The sequence below is a fragment of the Paraburkholderia sp. EG287B genome (genome assembly GCF_040965595.1).
Taxonomy (GTDB): domain Bacteria; phylum Pseudomonadota; class Gammaproteobacteria; order Burkholderiales; family Burkholderiaceae; genus Paraburkholderia.
Map to the genome: position 1 here is coordinate 135,601 of NZ_JBFRCG010000014.1, position 16,236 is coordinate 151,836.

General features: G+C 66.4%; 14 protein-coding genes and 1 pseudogene. 5 read left to right on the forward strand and 10 right to left on the reverse strand.

What is annotated here, in order from left to right; genetic code table 11:
- Positions 1 to 599 precede the first annotated feature (599 nt).
- Positions 600 to 1,277 (reverse strand): annotated as a pseudogene (gene hda / locus AB4Y40_RS26005) (DnaA regulatory inactivator Hda); the annotation flags it as partial.
- A 285-nt stretch (positions 1,278 to 1,562) separates the two neighbouring features.
- Here hda and purM point away from each other — a divergent pair.
- On the forward strand, positions 1,563 to 2,636 hold the full coding sequence (gene purM, locus AB4Y40_RS26010) for a phosphoribosylformylglycinamidine cyclo-ligase (RefSeq protein ID WP_368690249.1): 1,074 nt from the start codon (positions 1,563 to 1,565) through the stop codon (positions 2,634 to 2,636).
- A 76-nt stretch (positions 2,637 to 2,712) separates the two neighbouring features.
- On the opposite strand, the gene kynA is transcribed toward purM, so the two are convergent.
- From kynA to kynB, 3 genes are read right to left on the reverse strand one after another with little or no spacing between them, the layout of a single operon-like run.
- Positions 2,713 to 3,681, reverse strand: a complete 969-nt coding sequence (gene kynA, locus AB4Y40_RS26015; protein WP_368690250.1) for a tryptophan 2,3-dioxygenase — start codon at positions 3,679 to 3,681, stop codon at positions 2,713 to 2,715.
- Positions 3,682 to 3,691: 10 nt separating this feature from the next.
- On the reverse strand, positions 3,692 to 4,942 hold the full coding sequence (kynU, locus tag AB4Y40_RS26020) for a kynureninase (RefSeq protein ID WP_368690251.1): 1,251 nt from the start codon (positions 4,940 to 4,942) through the stop codon (positions 3,692 to 3,694).
- Between the two features lie 35 nt (positions 4,943 to 4,977).
- Entirely contained in the window at positions 4,978 to 5,622 is a 645-nt protein-coding gene (kynB, locus tag AB4Y40_RS26025) for an arylformamidase (RefSeq protein WP_368690252.1), read from the reverse strand.
- A 130-nt stretch (positions 5,623 to 5,752) separates the two neighbouring features.
- Here kynB and AB4Y40_RS26030 point away from each other — a divergent pair, with 130 nt between their 5' ends.
- Complete coding sequence (locus tag AB4Y40_RS26030; protein ID WP_028202039.1) at positions 5,753 to 6,259, forward strand: Lrp/AsnC family transcriptional regulator; 507 nt, start codon at positions 5,753 to 5,755, stop codon at positions 6,257 to 6,259.
- Between the two features lie 31 nt (positions 6,260 to 6,290).
- Here the strand turns inward: AB4Y40_RS26030 and AB4Y40_RS26035 are convergent, their stop codons facing one another.
- Positions 6,291 to 6,803 carry a flavin reductase family protein gene (locus AB4Y40_RS26035; RefSeq protein WP_069267771.1) on the reverse strand — a complete coding sequence of 171 codons (513 nt, stop codon included), beginning with the start codon at positions 6,801 to 6,803 and terminating at the stop codon, positions 6,291 to 6,293.
- A gap of 192 nt (positions 6,804 to 6,995) precedes the next feature.
- Here AB4Y40_RS26035 and msrA point away from each other — a divergent pair, with 192 nt between their 5' ends.
- The gene (msrA, locus tag AB4Y40_RS26040; RefSeq protein WP_368690253.1) at positions 6,996 to 7,544 is read left to right on the forward strand and encodes a peptide-methionine (S)-S-oxide reductase MsrA; all 549 of its coding nucleotides are present in this window, start codon (positions 6,996 to 6,998) and stop codon (positions 7,542 to 7,544) included.
- An 81-nt stretch (positions 7,545 to 7,625) separates the two neighbouring features.
- Here the strand turns inward: msrA and AB4Y40_RS26045 are convergent, their stop codons facing one another.
- The 3 genes from AB4Y40_RS26045 to pdxH form a co-directional block, all read right to left on the reverse strand.
- Complete coding sequence (locus tag AB4Y40_RS26045) at positions 7,626 to 9,035, reverse strand: DUF72 domain-containing protein (protein WP_368690254.1); 1,410 nt, start codon at positions 9,033 to 9,035, stop codon at positions 7,626 to 7,628.
- Between the two features lie 119 nt (positions 9,036 to 9,154).
- A complete protein-coding gene (locus AB4Y40_RS26050; protein ID WP_368690255.1) occupies positions 9,155 to 10,369 on the reverse strand; it encodes a class I SAM-dependent methyltransferase in 1,215 nt (404 codons plus the stop codon).
- Positions 10,370 to 10,555: 186 nt separating this feature from the next.
- The gene (gene pdxH, locus AB4Y40_RS26055; RefSeq protein ID WP_368690256.1) at positions 10,556 to 11,197 is read right to left on the reverse strand and encodes a pyridoxamine 5'-phosphate oxidase; all 642 of its coding nucleotides are present in this window, start codon (positions 11,195 to 11,197) and stop codon (positions 10,556 to 10,558) included.
- Between the two features lie 167 nt (positions 11,198 to 11,364).
- Between pdxH and tcdA the strand changes: the two genes are divergently transcribed.
- Entirely contained in the window at positions 11,365 to 12,237 is an 873-nt protein-coding gene (gene tcdA / locus AB4Y40_RS26060) for a tRNA cyclic N6-threonylcarbamoyladenosine(37) synthase TcdA (RefSeq protein WP_368690257.1), read from the forward strand.
- 89 nt (positions 12,238 to 12,326) lie between these two features.
- Here the strand turns inward: tcdA and AB4Y40_RS26065 are convergent, their stop codons facing one another.
- Complete coding sequence (locus AB4Y40_RS26065) at positions 12,327 to 13,061, reverse strand: Crp/Fnr family transcriptional regulator (protein WP_368690258.1); 735 nt, start codon at positions 13,059 to 13,061, stop codon at positions 12,327 to 12,329.
- Between the two features lie 733 nt (positions 13,062 to 13,794).
- Here AB4Y40_RS26065 and AB4Y40_RS26070 point away from each other — a divergent pair.
- Complete coding sequence (locus AB4Y40_RS26070) at positions 13,795 to 15,333, forward strand: mannose-1-phosphate guanylyltransferase/mannose-6-phosphate isomerase (protein WP_368690259.1); 1,539 nt, start codon at positions 13,795 to 13,797, stop codon at positions 15,331 to 15,333.
- A gap of 50 nt (positions 15,334 to 15,383) precedes the next feature.
- Here AB4Y40_RS26070 and trxA read toward each other — a convergent pair whose 3' ends face one another.
- Complete coding sequence (gene trxA, locus AB4Y40_RS26075; RefSeq protein WP_368690260.1) at positions 15,384 to 16,232, reverse strand: thioredoxin; 849 nt, start codon at positions 16,230 to 16,232, stop codon at positions 15,384 to 15,386.
- Positions 16,233 to 16,236 lie beyond the last annotated feature (4 nt).

Consider the following 16,236-nt stretch of genomic DNA (forward strand, 5'->3'; position numbering starts at 1 on the left):
GCGGGGTCCGCGGGGGATTCGGGGCCTGCAGGCGCGTCGTTCTGGGCGGGCGCCTTGTTCTCTTGCGATTGCGGCGTATCCGAGGTATCCGGCGTATCGGGCGTTGACGGTGGCTGTTCGGGCGTCTCGCCTGTCTGCGGCTCCGGTGCGGCGGTGCCGGCCGCCGGATCGAGATCGCCGCGCAGCTCGCCGCTCATCTCGTTGCTGACGTCGGCTTCGACTTCGCCCTTGAGTTCGGTGCCCAGCTCCTTGTGGACGACGTGACGATATTTGGCCCCCAATTCGCCTTCGACGTTGTCGGTCGGCTTGTCGAAGGGCACGCTCGCCGGCGGGCGCGCCTGCAAGGCCGGTGCCTTCGGCGCCTCGTAGGGCTGGGCGTCGTCGGTCCCGGCGGCGGGGGCTTCCGGCTCGCTGGAGAAGAGCGTCGGCGGTGCGGGCGGCTCGTCGGCTTGCGCGGGTGGCGTATGAGCCGCCGCGTCGGCGCTGGCCTCATCTTCGTGCGCGTCGCTCGCGTCGTCGGTTTCTGCGGGCTCTTCGGCGGACAGCTCCTCGTCCGTCGGCAACGCGCTCGCGACGCTCACCAGATCGCCCACGCCCTTCGCGAGCATCGCGCGCAACAGCGGCAGCGTCACCGCGCGCTTCTGTTCGAGCGAGAAGCGGTCGAGCGCGTCGAGCAGGCCCATCAGGCTCGGCATGTCGCGCCGGAAATGCGTGAGCAGGTAGGCGGGCACGTCGTCGGCGAGCGCAATGCCGCGCTCGCGCGCCGCGAGCTTGAGGATGGCCGCCTTGCCTTCGTCGGAGAGCGGCGCGAGGTGGAACACGAGGCCCCAGCCGAGGCGCGTGCGCAGGTCCTCGCGCACGGCGAGACCCATGGGCGGCGCGTTGCCCGTCGCGACGAGCGCGCAGGCGGGGTACGAGCGCACCTCGTTGAACAGGTTGAAGAGCGCGATCTGCTGCGCGCCCGAGAGCGAATCGCAGTCGTCCACCGCGTAGATCGTCACGCGCGGATCGAACGTGAACGCCGCCAGCGCGCTTTGCGGCCCCAGATAGCGTACGTGGCCCGCCGGCGCTTCGTCGGCGAGTGCGTGCAGCAGATGGCTGCGCCCGTTGCCGGGCTCGCCCCACACATAGAACGTGCGATCGGCGATCGGGCCCGCCATGAGCGCCGCGTCCAGACCGCGCAGGCGCGCGACCAGCTCGGCGTTGGCGCCGATATGGAAGTTGTCGAAGGTCGATGGCGGCGGGGTGCCGAGATCGAGCGTTAACTGTCGCTGCACGGTGTGTCTGGACGGAATCGGTTCTAGTAAAGCGTGCTCTCGTGAGAACCGCGGAGATCACTGGGCCGCGGCCGCCGCAGCACGATGCCGAGGGCGAGCGCGATCCCGGTCCAGATAACGGCCCGACGCTGGTACGGTGCGTAATACGGTGTGTTGTGCGGCAAAACTCGGTTTCCGGTTGTGGGGGCGCCAAGCGAGGCGCGTTCCAAATCTCGCTCCACCCGCGGCGGCGGGGCGCCGTCAATCGGTTAAAATCGCATTTTACCGACCTTCTGGCGCTTCCCCATGAATCAACCGAAATCCGGCCCCGCTAATCAGGCACAGTCGCAGGACCAAGGCCTCTCCTACGCCGACGCTGGCGTCGACATGGTCGCGGGCGACGCGCTCGTCGATCGCATCAAGCCGTTTGCGAAGAAGACCCTGCGCGAAGGCGTGATGGGCGGCATCGGCGGATTCGGCGCGCTTTTCGAAGTGCCGAAGAAGTACAAGGAGCCCGTGCTCGTCTCGGGCACCGACGGCGTGGGCACCAAGCTGCGCCTCGCGTTTCATCTGAACAAACACGACACGGTCGGCCAGGATCTCGTCGCGATGAGCGTGAACGACATCCTCGTGCAGGGCGCCGAGCCGCTGTTCTTCCTCGACTACTTCGCCTGCGGCAAGCTCGACGTCGATACGGCGGCCACGGTCGTGAAGGGCATCGCGCAAGGCTGCGAGCTGTCGGGCTGCGCCCTGATCGGCGGTGAAACGGCCGAAATGCCGGGCATGTACCCCGACGGTGAATACGATCTCGCCGGCTTCGCGGTGGGCGCGGTCGAAAAGAGCAAGATCATCGACGGCAGCACGATCGCCGCGGGCGACGTGGTGCTCGGTCTCGCCTCGAGCGGCATCCACTCGAACGGCTTTTCGCTCGTGCGCAAGATCATCGAGCGCGCGCAGCCGGACCTCGCCGCCGACTTCGACGGCCGCTCGCTCGCCGACGCACTGATGGCGCCCACGCGCATCTACGTGAAGCCGCTGCTCAAGCTGATGGAAACCATCACGGTGAAGGGCATGGCGCACATCACCGGCGGCGGCCTCGTCGAGAACATTCCGCGCGTGCTGCGCGAAGGCCTCACGGCCGAACTGAACCACGCGGCATGGCCGCTGCCGCCGCTCTTCACGTGGCTGCAAAAGCACGGCGGCGTGGCCGATGCGGAAATGCACCGCGTGTTCAACTGCGGCATCGGCATGGCCGTGGTCGTGGCGGCGGATCAAGCCGACGCCGCTGCGTCGCTGCTGGCCGCCGCGGGCGAGCAGGTGTGGAAGATCGGCGTGGTGCGCGCAAGCAAGGAAGGCGAAGCGCAGACCGTGGTGGTCTAAGCCTCACGCGTTCTCGCGCAAAAAATGCCCGCCATCGATTGGCGGGCATTTTTGCTTTTGGGCGCCGCGACTGGCGTTACAGCACCGTGCGCACGTGCCACAGCTCGGGAAACAGCACGACATCGAGCATCTTGCGCAGATACGGCGCGCCGCTCGTGCCGCCCGTGCCCTGCTTGAAGCCGATGATGCGCTCGACCGTCGTCACGTGGCGGAAACGCCACTGACGGAACGCATCTTCGAGATCGACGAGCTCTTCGGCCATCTCGTACAAATCCCAGTACTCCGAAGGATTGCGGTACACCTCCAGCCAGGCCGCCTCGACCGTGGCGTCGTGTTCGGTCGGCAGGGTCCAGTCGCGGTTCAGGCGCTCGGGCGCGATCGCAAAGCCGCGCCGCGCGAGCAGGCGAATGACTTCGTCGTAGAACGAGGGCGCTTCGAGCGTCGCCTTCACCTGCTCGAAAATCTCGCCTCGATGCTCGTGCGGCTTGAGCATCTGCACGTTCTTGTTGCCGAGCAGGAACTCGATCTGCCGGTATTGGTACGACTGGAATCCTGACGACGCGCCCAGATACGGCCGCATGGCCGTGTACTCGGAGGGCGTGAGCGTCGAGAGGACGCTCCACGCCTGCACGAGCTGCTCCATGATGCGCGAGACGCGCGCGAGCTGCTTGAACGCGGGCGGCAGCGCGTCGCGGTGCACGTTGGCGAGCGCCGCACGCAGTTCGTAGAGCGCGAGCTTCATCCACAGCTCGCTCGTTTGATGCTGCACGATGAACAGCATCTCGTTGTGGTCAGGCGAGAGCGGATGCTGCGCGCCCAGCACGGCATCGAGCGCGAGGTAGTCGCCGTAGCTCATCGACTTCGAGAAGTCGAGCTGCGCGTCGTGCCAGCCTTCGCCTTCGCCTTGTGCCTCAGGCGCTTGGGCAGCGGGAGCGGGCGCGGCGGCGCCGTGTCCGAACGGGCAGCCGCCACGTGCGGCGCCTTGGGTCTCACTCGCGGTTTCACCCGCGTCGGGCATGCCCGGGACTTGCATGTGATCGTTCATCTGCCGCTCCTCAGGTCACCGCGCCGCGCTCGGCGAATTCGGGCTTGCGCCAGGACTTGGTGGCGAGCACGTCGCGCAGCGTCTCCACGGCGTCCCACACGTCGACGTAGCGCAGATACAGTGGCGTGAAGCCGAAGCGCAGCACGCGTGGTTCGCGATAGTCGCCGATCACGCCGCGCGCGATCAACGCCTGCATCACCTCATAGCCGTGCGGATGCTCGAAGCTCACGTGCGAGCCGCGCTCCGCGTGAGCGCGCGGCGTGACGAGCGTGAGGCCGTATTCCTTGCAGCGCGTCTCGACCAGTTCGATGAAGAGATCGGTGAGCGCGAGCGACTTGCGGCGGATCGCCTGCATGTCGGTTTGCAGGAACACGTCGAGACCGCATTCGACGAGCGCCATCGAGACGATCGGCTGCGTGCCGCACAGATAGCGGCCGATGCCGTTGTCCGGACGATAGACAGGGTTCATCTCGAACGGCGACTTGTGGCCCCACCACCCCGAAAGCGGCTGCGAGAACGCATCCTGATGGCGCTTGGGCACCCACACGAAACCGGGCGAACCGGGGCCGCCATTCAGGTACTTGTACGTGCAGCCCACGGCGTAGTCGGCGTTCGCGCCGTTCAGGTCCACGGGCACAGCGCCTGCCGAATGCGCGAGATCCCACAGCGCAAGCGCGCCCTGCGCGTGAATATGCTCGGTGAGCGCGCGCATGTCGTGCATCTCGCCCGTGCGGTAGTTCACGTGCGTGATCATCGCGACGGCCACGTCTTCGCGGATCGCGGCACGCAACTCGGAGGGATCGTCGACGAGGCGCAGTTCATAGCCGCGGTCGAGCTGCTCGATGAGGCCTTGCGCGATATACAGGTCGCTCGGAAAGTTCGAGCGCTCGGAAACGATCACGCGACGCTCCGGGTCGCGGGCGTTCTGCACGCGCAGCGCGGCGGAGAGCGCCTTGAAGAGGTTGATCGAGATGGTGTCGGTGACGACGACTTCGTCGTCGGCCGCGCCGATCAGCTTCGCGAGCTTGTTGCCCAGACGTTTGGGCATGGCGAACCAGCCCGCCGTGTTCCAACTGCGGATCAGGCCTTCGCCCCATTCGCCGCCGATCACGGCCTGCGCGCGCGCCGCCGACGCCGAAGGCGGCACGCCGAGCGAGTTGCCGTCGAGATAGATGGTGCCGGCCGCGAGCGTGAATTGCTCGCGCAGGGCGGCGAGCGGATCTGCGCGATCGGCTGCCAGGGCTTCGTTGCGGTCGTTCATGTCTACGTATCGTTGTTTGGCTAATTTGAGGGGATTCAGTTGGCGGCGGCAGGCGGCAACTCGCGCAGCACGGCGCGCACGGGGCTCGCATCGAGCGTCGCGAACTTCAGCGGCAGGGCGATGAGTTCGTAGTCGCCGGGCGCTACGTCGTCGAGCACGATGCCTTCGAGGATCGCCATGCCATGGGCGCGGATGCGGTGATGCGCGTCCATCGTCTTCGATTCCTGCGGGTCGAGCGAGGGCGTGTCGATGCCGATGAGACGCACGCCGTGCGCGGCGAGCAGATCGATCGTTGCCGGCGCGACGGCGCAGAACTTGCTGTCCCAGCGGTCCTGCGGCGCGTGCGCGTAGGTGCGCAGCAGCACGCGCGGCGGGATGCCGGGCAACGCGCCTTCCACGTGTTCGGGCAGCACGAGCGGCGCGGCGCCCACGCAATGAATCACGCGGCACGCGCCGATATACGTGTCGAGCGGCACCTCGCCGATCGGCGCGCCTTGGGCGTCGTAGTGCAGCGGAGCGTCGGTGTGCGCGCCGGTGTGCGGCGACAGCGTCACGCGCGCGACGTTGACCGGCGAGCCCGCCTCCATGCGCCACACGCGCTCGACGCCAACGGGCGTATCGCCGGGCCAGACGGGCGTTGCGGGGTGAATCGGCGGGGAAATGTCTTTGATCTGTCTCATCTCAAAGTTGTCTCGTCTCCTGATGCTTCGAATGATAGGCAACCCTGCGCGAAATGTGCTTGCGAAAAAAACGCCGCAAACTTCGGTTGTTGGCACATAATTTGTCTTAAGACGGGAATGGAGACCAAATATGAACGCAATCTCGCTTGATGCTACCGATTGCCGTATTCTCGCCGTGCTGCAGAACGAGGGGCGGATCAGCAATCTCGATCTGGCGGAGCGTATTTCGCTTTCGCCATCGGCGTGCCTGCGCCGTTTGCGGCTGCTCGAGGAGCAGGGGGTGGTCGAGCGCTACCGCGCGAGCTTGAACCGGGAGATTCTCGGCTTCGAGATGGAGGCGTTCGTGCAGGTGTCGATGCGCAACGACCAGGAGAGCTGGCACGAGCGCTTCGTCACGGCGCTGCGCGACTGGCCGGAGGTGGTGGGGGCGTACGTCGTGACGGGCGAGACGCACTACCTGCTGCGCGTGCTCGCGCACAACCTCAAGCACTACTCGGACTTCGTGCTCAACAAGCTGTACAAGGCGCCGGGCGTGATGGACATCCGCTCGAACATCGTGCTCACGACGCTCAAGGTGGAAGTGGGCGTGCCGGTGGACCTGATCGCGCAGCGCGAGCCGAAGAGCGCGCCGGCATAAACGAGGACGACGGGGCGAGCGCCCCGCCGTGTCAGAGCGACTGGAGCTGGTGGAACGCGCCGCCGTGGAAGACGAGCGGCGAAGCGTCGGTGCCGTCCTCGCGCACGCCGCAGCGTTCCACTTCCCCGACGAAAATCACGTGGTCGCCTTCGTCGTAGCGGCTGCGGTTGTGGCACTCGAACCACGCGATCGCGCCGTCCAGGACGGGCATGCCGGTGTCGCCGGCCGCGTGCGAGACGCCTTCGAAACGGTCGCCCTTCACGGTCGCAAAGCGCTTGCACAGGTCGAGCTGCGACGCGGCGAGCACATTGATCACATAATGGCTGTTCGAGCGGAACACGGGCATGGACGCCGAGCGCGTGGCGAGGCTCCACAGCACGAGCGGCGGATTGAGCGAGACCGAGTTGAACGAGCTGGCCGTGATGCCGATGAGCGTGCCGTCGGGCGCGCGCGTCGTGATCACGGTCACGCCGGTGGCGAACTGGCCAAGCGCGCGGCGGAATGCGCCGTCGTCGAAGTTGGGCGGGCTGGCGCGGCGGGTCATCGGTGCAGGCCTTCACGGGCCGCGCGCACGGCGGCGGGAGCGGAAATCGGGATCAACGTCATGTGGAAAATCGGCGAATTGTCACAATTTTAGCGGAAGCGGCGGATGGCGGGTCGCGCGAGGCACCGCGCAGTGGTGTCCGCAGTGAGGTCCGCGATGGCGTCCGCAGTCACGATCAAAGGAGCGAACAGCATGAGTCAGATAGTCGAAACGGCCACCCTGGGCGGCGGATGCTTCTGGTGCCTGGAGGCGGTGTACCTGCGCGTTGAGGGCGTGAACGCGGTGGAGTCGGGCTACGCGGGCGGCCACGTGGCGAACCCGAGCTACGAGCAGGTCTGCGACGGCGACACCGGCCACGCCGAGGTCGTGAAGGTGGAGTTCGATCCCGCGAAGATCACGTATCGTGAGATTCTCGACATCTTCTTCGCGATTCACGATCCCACGCAGCTGAACCGTCAGGGGAACGACGTGGGCACGCAGTACCGCTCGGCGATCTTCACGCACTCCGAGGCGCAGCGCGAGACGGCGGAGCAGGCGATTCGCGAGCTGGCCGCAGAAGGCGTGTACGACGGCAAGATCGTCACCCAGGTGCTGCCGCTCGACGGCAACTACTTCCCCGCCGAGGCGTATCACCAGAACTACTTCGCGCAGCACCCGAACCAGGGCTATTGCTCGTTCGTGGTGGCGCCGAAGGTCGCGAAGTTCCGCCAGAAGTTCGCGCACCGGCTCAAGGCCGAATAAGCGCCAGGAGGCGCGCGGGCGGTTTCGATGTCGGGTTTCGGTACCCGGTTTCGATGCCCGGTTTCGATGCCGTTTCGCGCCTCAGTCTTCCTTTTCCTCTTCTGCTTGCGCGCCGGGCGGCGTTTCGCCCGGCGTCGCGTCGCGCGCGGCGTCCAGCGCCATTTCCCCGCGCAAGCGCTCCATCTCGTCCGCAATTGCCCGCGCGAGCTTCGCGCAGGTGAGCGGCGCCGATCCCTCCGCCTTGTTGTTGGTCGTGATCAGCACCGGCTGGCCTGCCATCGCGTAGCGCGCGGCCAGTTCCGCGAGCGTGACGCGCGTATGCGGGTCTTCGTCCACCAGCTTGTCGAACGGCTCGTAGCGCGCCTTCGCCTGCTCGTACTTGAAGCCGCTATGCAGGCTCCAGCGCACGATCAGCGGGCCGGCCGGGGCTTCGCCGTCCATCAGCGCGAGCGCGGCGGCCTGGCGCAGCGGGTCCGGCATGCGCGCGTGCAGGCCGACGCAGTAGCGCACGCCCGCGGCGCGCAGCGTGCGTACGAAGCGCGGCGTGAGCAGGATCGCGTCGCGGATCTCGACGGCGTAGCAGGGGCCGTCGCCGGCCGCGGCGGGGTCGGGCGGTTGGGGCAGCGGCGGCAGCGCGGCGAGGAAGGCGGTCAGCCGCTCGACGAATGCCGCCGGGTCGGCCAGCAGCTGATCGGGCAGCGGCGGGAACTGGAACACGAGCGCGCCGGCCTTGCTGCCGAGGCCCGCAAGGCACGGCTCGACGAATTCGCGCGCGGCCAGCTCCGCGTTGAGAAAGCACGGGTTCGCGGAAACGGGCTCGCCACGCTCGCCGCGCACACTGGCGTCGGTGACGAGCGCCGGCGCCTTCACGATGAAGCGGAAGTGGTCCGGCACCTGCTGCGCGTAGCGCAGGTAATCGGTGACGGTGAGCGGCGCGTAGAACGAGCGGTCGATGCTCACCGAGCGCAGCAGCGGATGCGCGCCGTAGGCCGAGAGGCCGTCGCGGGCGAGCTTCGACTGGCTGTAGTCCTCGCCGTAGACGATGCCGCGCCAGCCCGGAAACGACCACGACGAGGTGCCAAGGCGCACGCCCGAGGGCAGCGCCGCGGCGACGTCGAGCGTGTCTTGCGTGGCTACGGCGGGCAGCACGCCGCGGCCGCGGCGCTTCGGGGCGCCGGGGTTGGGCGCGGGTTTTGGCGGTTTTGCGCGCGGCTCGCCGTCTTCGCGCGCTTCGATTTCCGTGTCGTCGTCGCGCTTGGCGCGGACAGGGCGCTGGGTGGCGGGCTTCGTCGCAGGTGTGCTCGCCGGCGCCGCGAAGCCGAACAAATCAGGCTGCGGCTCGACGCGGGCTTCGGTTTTCGGCGCGTTGCGGCGCGCAGCCGGTCGGGTGGACTGGTGCGCGGCGGGGCGGGCCGCATCCGGGCCGGAGTCGTTGGCAGGCCCGCGTGTGCTATCGCCAAACAGGTCGTGGCCGTCGTCGCGTTCGTTCATGCAGTGGCGTCGCGCAATGGCGTCGTGATGGCGGTCGTGGGGCGAAGCCGCCTGGGCCGGGCGCAACTGCGCAAACAGTCGACTCGCTGGCGGCGCGGCGAACCGCGCCGCCGCCTGCGTCAGAGCGGCTTCTCGTACATATACCGGCGCGACCACGGCAGCGTTGTGGCGCTGCGGCCGGCCTTGCGGCAGACGATCTGGAAGATCGACACGTCGTCGTGCTCGAACGCGTACGCGCAACCCGCCAGATAAACGCGCCAGATGCGGAACTTCTCGTCGTCGACGAGCCGTTTCGCTTCCTCGGCACGCGCCTCGAAATTCTCCGCCCACAAATCGAGCGTGTGCGCATAGTGACGGCGCAGGCTTTCCACGTCAACCGCTTCGAGGCCGCCGTGCTGCGCCGCCTGGAGCGCGAGGCCGATGTGCGGCAGCTCGCCGTCGGGGAACACGTAGCGGTCGATGAACTCGCCGCCGCCCAGCGCCGTTTCGCCCGATTCGGCGTCCGACGAGGTGATGCCGTGATTCATGGCGACGCCGTCGTCGGCGAGCAGGTCGTGCACCTTGCGGAAATAGCCGGGCAGATTCTTGCGCCCGACGTGCTCGAACATCCCCACGCTCGTGATGCGGTCGAACTGGCCTTGTATGTCGCGATAGTCCTGCAGGCGGATCTCGATGCGGTCTTCGAGGCCCGCCGCCTTCACGCGTGCAGTGGCGAGATCGAACTGGTTCTGCGAGAGCGTCACGCCCACGCAGCGCGCGCCGAACTTCTGCGCCGCGCGCAGCACGAGCGCGCCCCAGCCGCAGCCGATGTCGAGCAATGTGTGACCTTCCTTCACCTGGATCTTCGTGAGGATATGGTCGATTTTCTTGAGCTGGGCGGTGGCGAGGTCTTCGTCGCCGTTTTCGAAGTACGCGCACGAATAGACCATGTTCTCGTCGAGCCAGAGCTGGTAGAACGCGTTCGAGACGTCGTAGTGGTACTGGATGGCCTGCCTGTCCGTGGACTTCGAATGCGTGAAATAGCGGCGCACGCGCGCGAGCTTGCTGGCGCTCGTGACGGTGTTGCGCGCGAGCGAATAGCTGATGTTGATGATGTCGGCGAGCTTGCCTTCGATGTCGATCTTGCCCTTCACGTAGGCCTCGCCGAGATTGTCGAGGCTCGGCGTGAGCAGGAGCGGCAGCGCCGACGCGCTGTTGACCTTGAGCGTGACCCGAGGCGCGGCGAAGTGGCCGAAGTCGTATTGCTGGCCGCTCCAGAGCACGAGGCGGGCGGGCAAGTCGGCTTTGCTGCGCACTTCTTCTGCCCACTGTGCGAGTTTTTTCTCCCAGAACATGCGTTTCTCTCCGTGTCAGATGAACGATTGAAGCCCAATGACAAAAGCGAATTGCGATGCAGGTTTTTTGGCAACAGCGTTACGGCAACAGCGAGGTACTCAACGACAGACAACGAAAGCGGTGAGACGAAAACCCGCTGGGCGCGGCGCAAGTGCGGTAACGTGCGTTATGCCGCGCGCATGCGCTCAGGGCGCGAGACGCTCGATGCGCCAGGCCGCATTCGCGCTCTCACGCGTGTAGCGGATACGGTCGTGCAGGCGCGACGGGCGGCCCTGCCAGAACTCGATGGCCTCCGGCACGAGCCGGTAGCCGCCCCAGTGCGGCGGGCGCGGCGGCGTTTCGCCATACTGCGCGGCGATTTCGCGCTCGCGGGCTTCGAGCGTCTCGCGGTTCGCGATCACCGTGCTTTGCTCCGAGGCCCACGCGCCAATGCGCGAGCCGAGCGGGCGCGAGTTGAAGTAGGCGTCGCTTTCCTCGGCGCTTGTGAGTTCGACCTTGCCCTCGATGCGGACCTGACGCTCCAGCTCGATCCAGTGAAAGAGCAGCGCCGCATTCGGATTCGCGCTCAGCTCGCGGCCCTTGCGGCTCTCGTAGTTCGTGAAGAACACGAAGCCGCGCTCGTCCACGCCCTTGATGAGCAGGATGCGCGCGGCGGGGCGGCCTTGTGCGTCGACCGTGGCGACCGTCATGGCGTTGGGCTCGGGCAGCTTCGCGTCGAGCGCCTGGGCGAACCAGGTCTGGAACTGGCGGATCGGATCGGGATCGACGTCGGCGGCGTCGAGCGAGCCGAGCGAGTAGGTCTTGCGGAGATCGGCGAGGGAGGTCATCTTTTAGGCAGACGCTTCAATGCGGACTAGTATATCGAACCGGCGGGCAAACTTGGGGCGCCCGACTTGGGGCGCCCGGCCTCGTTCGGCGCGTTCAGGCAAAATACGGGTCTTGTGAGGACCGCGACGGCAGTATGCGACCGGTCCGCTTACGATTGCCTACCGTCATGTCCAGTACCCCGATTTCCCCTGCCGCCGGCTCCGTCGATCTTACCCCGAGCCCTGCCGACGATGTTGCCGACCGCGCCCGCCGATTCGGCGGAATCGCGCGGCTTTATGGCGCACCCGCGCTCGACGCGTTCGAGCGCGCCCACGTCGCCGTGATCGGCATTGGCGGCGTGGGCTCGTGGGCCGCCGAGGCGCTCGCGCGCAGCGCGATCGGCAAGCTCACGCTGATCGACCTCGACAACGTGGCCGAGAGCAACACCAACCGCCAGATCCACGCGCTCGACGGCAACTACGGCAAGCCCAAGGTCGAGGCCATGGCCGAGCGCATCAAGCTCATCGACCCGGCCTGCGATGTGCACCTCGTCGAGGATTTCGTCGAGCCGTCGAACTTCGATGCGTTGCTGGGCGGCGGCTTCGACTACGTGATCGACGCCATCGACAGCGTGCGCACCAAGACCGCGCTGATCGCCTGGTGCGTGGAGCATCGCGTGCCGCTCATCACGGTGGGTGGCGCGGGCGGGCAGCTCGACCCTACGCGGATTCGCATCGACGACCTCGCGCTCACGATCCAGGACCCGCTGCTCTCCAAGGTGCGCGGCCAGTTGCGCAAGCAGCACGGCTTTCCGCGCGGGCCGAAGGCCAAATTCAAGGTGAGCGCGGTGTATTCGGACGAGCCGCTGATCTATCCCGAATCCGCTGTGTGCGATATCGACGCCGAGGCCGAGCATGTCACCACGTCGCCGGGGCATCACGGTCCGGTGGGGCTGAACTGCGCGGGCTTTGGTTCGAGCGTGTGCGTGACGGCGAGCTTTGGTTTCGCGGCGGCTTCGTATGTGCTGCGCGCGTTGGCGCATCAAGCCAGCGGGCGTTGAAGCCGAGCGCTGCGAACGCAAGAAAGCGTGCCTGACAAGGCACGCTTTCGTATCGCGCTGGAAATCGAGCGAACCGTGCGTCGGTCGCCTTATTCGACCGCTTCCGCTTCGTGCAGGCGCGGCAGCAGGCGATCGAACTCGCGGCGCACGAGACCGTAGCACTCGCATGCGCGCGCTTCGAGGCGTTTGCGGTCGAGTACGCGGATCTTGCCGCGGCTGTGATGGATCAGACCTTCGTCATGCAGCTTGCCGGCGGCTTCCGTGACGCCTTCGCGGCGCACGCCGAGCATGTCGGCGATCAGTTGCTGCGTCACGCTCAGATCGTTGGAGTCGACGCGATCCACTTCGATCAGCAGCCACCGGCACAGCTGCTTGCTCAGCGAGTGGTGGCGGTTGCAGGCGGCCGTCTGCGCGATCTGCGTGAGCAGTGCGTGCATGTAAAGCAGCGTAACGCGACGCAGGAGGTCCGAGCGCGCAAACTGCTGCTTGAGCGCCTGTGCGCTGATGCGGTACGCGAAGCCCGAACTTTGCACCTGCACACGGTTAGGCATCGTTTCGCCACCGGTCAGCACAGGCACGCCGGTCATGCCTTCCCGGCCCACTGCGGCAATTTCGACGGAACTGCCGTCTTCCATTGTCGTGAGCATCGAGATGACGGCGGTCGTCGGAAAGTACACGTGATGAATACGCTGGCCGCAATCGCAGAGCAACTGTTCAGTGCGCAGTTGAACGAGTTCGAGATGCGGCGCCAACGCCTGCCACTCGGTTGACGGAAGTGCGCCCAGCAGATGATTGCCGTGCAGATCGGATTGAAGGGTCAACATGATCGGTCCTCGCGTAAAGCGGCGTATGCCGCCTCCTGTTTTTTCTGCTTCCGGCTGCCGAATTTTTTGTTGTCGCCGTTACCCGTTCGGCTATACGTTCGTTGCGCCGGCCCCATAAGCCCCATTAGCGTTTTGCGATCTCGTTTGTCGGCATTTACGCTTGTGTGGCGAACTCTACTTAGCAGGGGCTGTGCCAGCAGCCGCAAAAGCGAGAACGCTTGCGGCTCGGCGCTGCGCGAGCTGTTTCCGGGGCGACGCAAAGTCGCATTATTGTTTCAGTTTTGTACAGCGCCAGCGCGGCGCCGTTTGCGAAGTCGCTAGAGTTTGATGCCGCCAACGCCTTGATTTATATAGCTACTTTCGCTCATCAGACGGATGCGCGGAAATGAGTCCTCGCTGAAACATCGTCGGGCCATCGCCTTGAACGCGTTGTGCGGCTGCCTTTGGTGCGCTGCGGTTTTGATTCGCTTCTGTTGGGGGGCTGCCGACACTGTCGCAAAAACGTTCGGATGTGAAACATCACCTTGCGCGGCCAACTTCGCGCTTCGTGCGCTGCCGCACATAACGATGACCGCGCGATGACGAGGCCTGCGCCGCAAGGCCAAATTTCCTGGCGCGCCGTGCGTTCAATGTGGCTGCGCGTACAGATTCGCGCGATACGTCTTGTTCAAATGTCACCGGTACGCCAATCAATAACGAGACTCGGTGCATGACTTCGGGGGGAGTGACGCGAATGAACAACGATGTGACATCTGCCGGCCTGATAGCCGCGATCAGCGAAGGTGACGCCGAACTCGTCGTTCAGCCCGTTGTGCTGGCGGGTGGTTCCGGCACGCGGCTATGGCCGCTTTCGCGCGAACACTGTCCCAAGCAGCTGATCGATCTGCTCGATGGCGAGTCGCTGCTCGAGGCGACTGTACGGCGCCTCGATGGCGTGTTTCAGCACGCCGGCGCCTCGCTGCCAGAAGCGCACCGAGCGGTTCGCAAGGCTGCGCCATTCGTCGTGAGCAGCGAGGACTTGCGCCATCTGACCGCCGACCGTCTTGGCCGCAGCGGCATGGCCGCTCGCTTCGTGCTTGAACCGCTCGCGCGCAACACGGCGCCCGCGCTGACGGCGGTGGCGCTTGCCGCAATCGGCGATGGCGATCCGGTGCTCGTTGCCATGCCCGCGGACCATCTGATCGCCGATGGCGCCGCGTTTGCTGCTGCGCTCGAAGAAGCCGTGGCGCACGCGGCGCGCGGCGCCATCGTCACACTTGGCGTGCCGCCGCAGCGTGCCGAAACGGGCTACGGCTACATCGGCGCGGGTTTGCCGCTTGGCCGCAGCGGCGCGCGCAGCATCGAGCAGTTTGTGGAGAAGCCCGATGCCGAGCGCGCTGCAAGCTATGTTGCTTCGGGGAACTATCTTTGGAACAGCGGGATTTTCGTTGTGCGCGCATCGGTCTGGCTCTCGGCGATCGCGCACAGCCGGCCGCTCATCGCGGCGCAGTGCGCGGCGGCCTTCGAAAATGCCGCCGTCGACGCTGACGGCACCGTCCACTTGAACCGCGATGCGCTCGCCGCCTGTCCGTCCGATTCGATCGACTACGCGGTGATGGAGTCGGTCGGCGTGAACGCGCGGCTCGCGGGTGTGGTCGTACCGCTTCGTTCGGGCTGGTCGGACGTCGGGGCTTGGGATGCCCTGTGGCAGGTCTCGGAGAAGGACGAGAAGGGCAACGTCGCGCGCGGGCGCGTGCTGTTCGAGGATGCGACGGATACCTTCGTGCATTCGGACGGCCGGCTCGTTGCCTGCGTGGGCGTGCGGGGCATGGTGGTGGTGGAGACTGCGGACGCCGTGCTCGTCGTCGCGAAGGAGCGCGTTCAGGACGTCAAGGCGGTGGTCACGAGGCTCAAGGCGCAGCACAGTGAGGTGGCACGGCAGCACCGGCGCGTGGAGCGCCCGTGGGGCTGGTACGACTCGGTCGATCAGGGCGAGCGCTTTCAGGTCAAGCGCATCGTCGTAAAGCCGGGTGGCCGGCTTTCGTTGCAGATGCATCACCATCGCGCGGAGCACTGGACCGTGGTGCGCGGCACGGCGCGCGTCACGCGTGGCGACGAGGTGCTCCTGCTTTCCGAAAACGAATCGACCTATATCCCGCTCGGCATGACGCACCGGCTCGAGAATCCGGGCAAGACGGCGCTCGAGATCATCGAGGTGCAGTCGGGCTGTTATCTCGGCGAAGACGACATCGTGCGCTTCGACGACCAGTACGGTCGGGTTCAGCAGGCGTAGCCAACTGAACGCACGGCGAGGACGCACGCGGCGTCCTCGGCCGTTCGATATCAGTTCAGCGTTGCACTGAGCTTGCGCCGCCACTCGCTCACGAGCTGCGGCTGATGCGCCGCGAGATCGAACACGGAAAGCATGGTCTTGCGGCCCACATCGTCGCGGAAGGCGCGGTCGCGCTTCACGATCTCCAGCAGATGCTCGAGCGCGCCCGCGTACTTGCGGCGCGCGATCAGCGCGTTCGCCAGATCGAAGCGTGCTTCGAGGTCGCCGGGGTTGGCGGCGACCTGGGCTTCGAGCGCGTCGGTGGGCGGCAGGTCGGCGGCAGCGTCGAGCGCGTCGAGACGGGTCTTGAGCGCGTTGAAGCGCGCATCGATGCCCTGCGTGGTCTTCGGCGAGAGCAGCTCGACTTCCTTCTGCGCGTCGTCGGCGCGGTTGTCGGCGAGCAGCATCTCGATCAGGTCCATGCGCACTTCGTCGTTGCCCGGATCGAACGCGAGCGCGGCCTGCAGCGCCTCATAGGCTTCGTCGCGGCGGCCTTCGGCCAGCGCTTCCTGCGCGGCCTGGCGCGCGGCGTCCGCGCCGTCGGGGATCAGGCCGTCGAGGAACTGGCGCAACTGGCCTTCGGGCAGCACGCCCACGAACTGATCGACCGCCTGACGGTCCGCGAACGCCACGACGTGGGGAATGCTGCGCACGCCGAAGTGCGCGGCGAGCTCCTGGTTCTCGTCGACGTTCACCTTCACGAGCTTCCATTTGCCCGCATAGTCGGCCTCGAGCTTTTCGAGCATCGGGCCGAGGCTCTTGCAAGGGCCGCACCAGGGCGCCCAGAAGTCGACCAGCACCGGCGCGAGCGCCGACGCCTCGATCACGTCTTTTTCGAAAGTGGCGAGAGTGGTGTCCATTGCG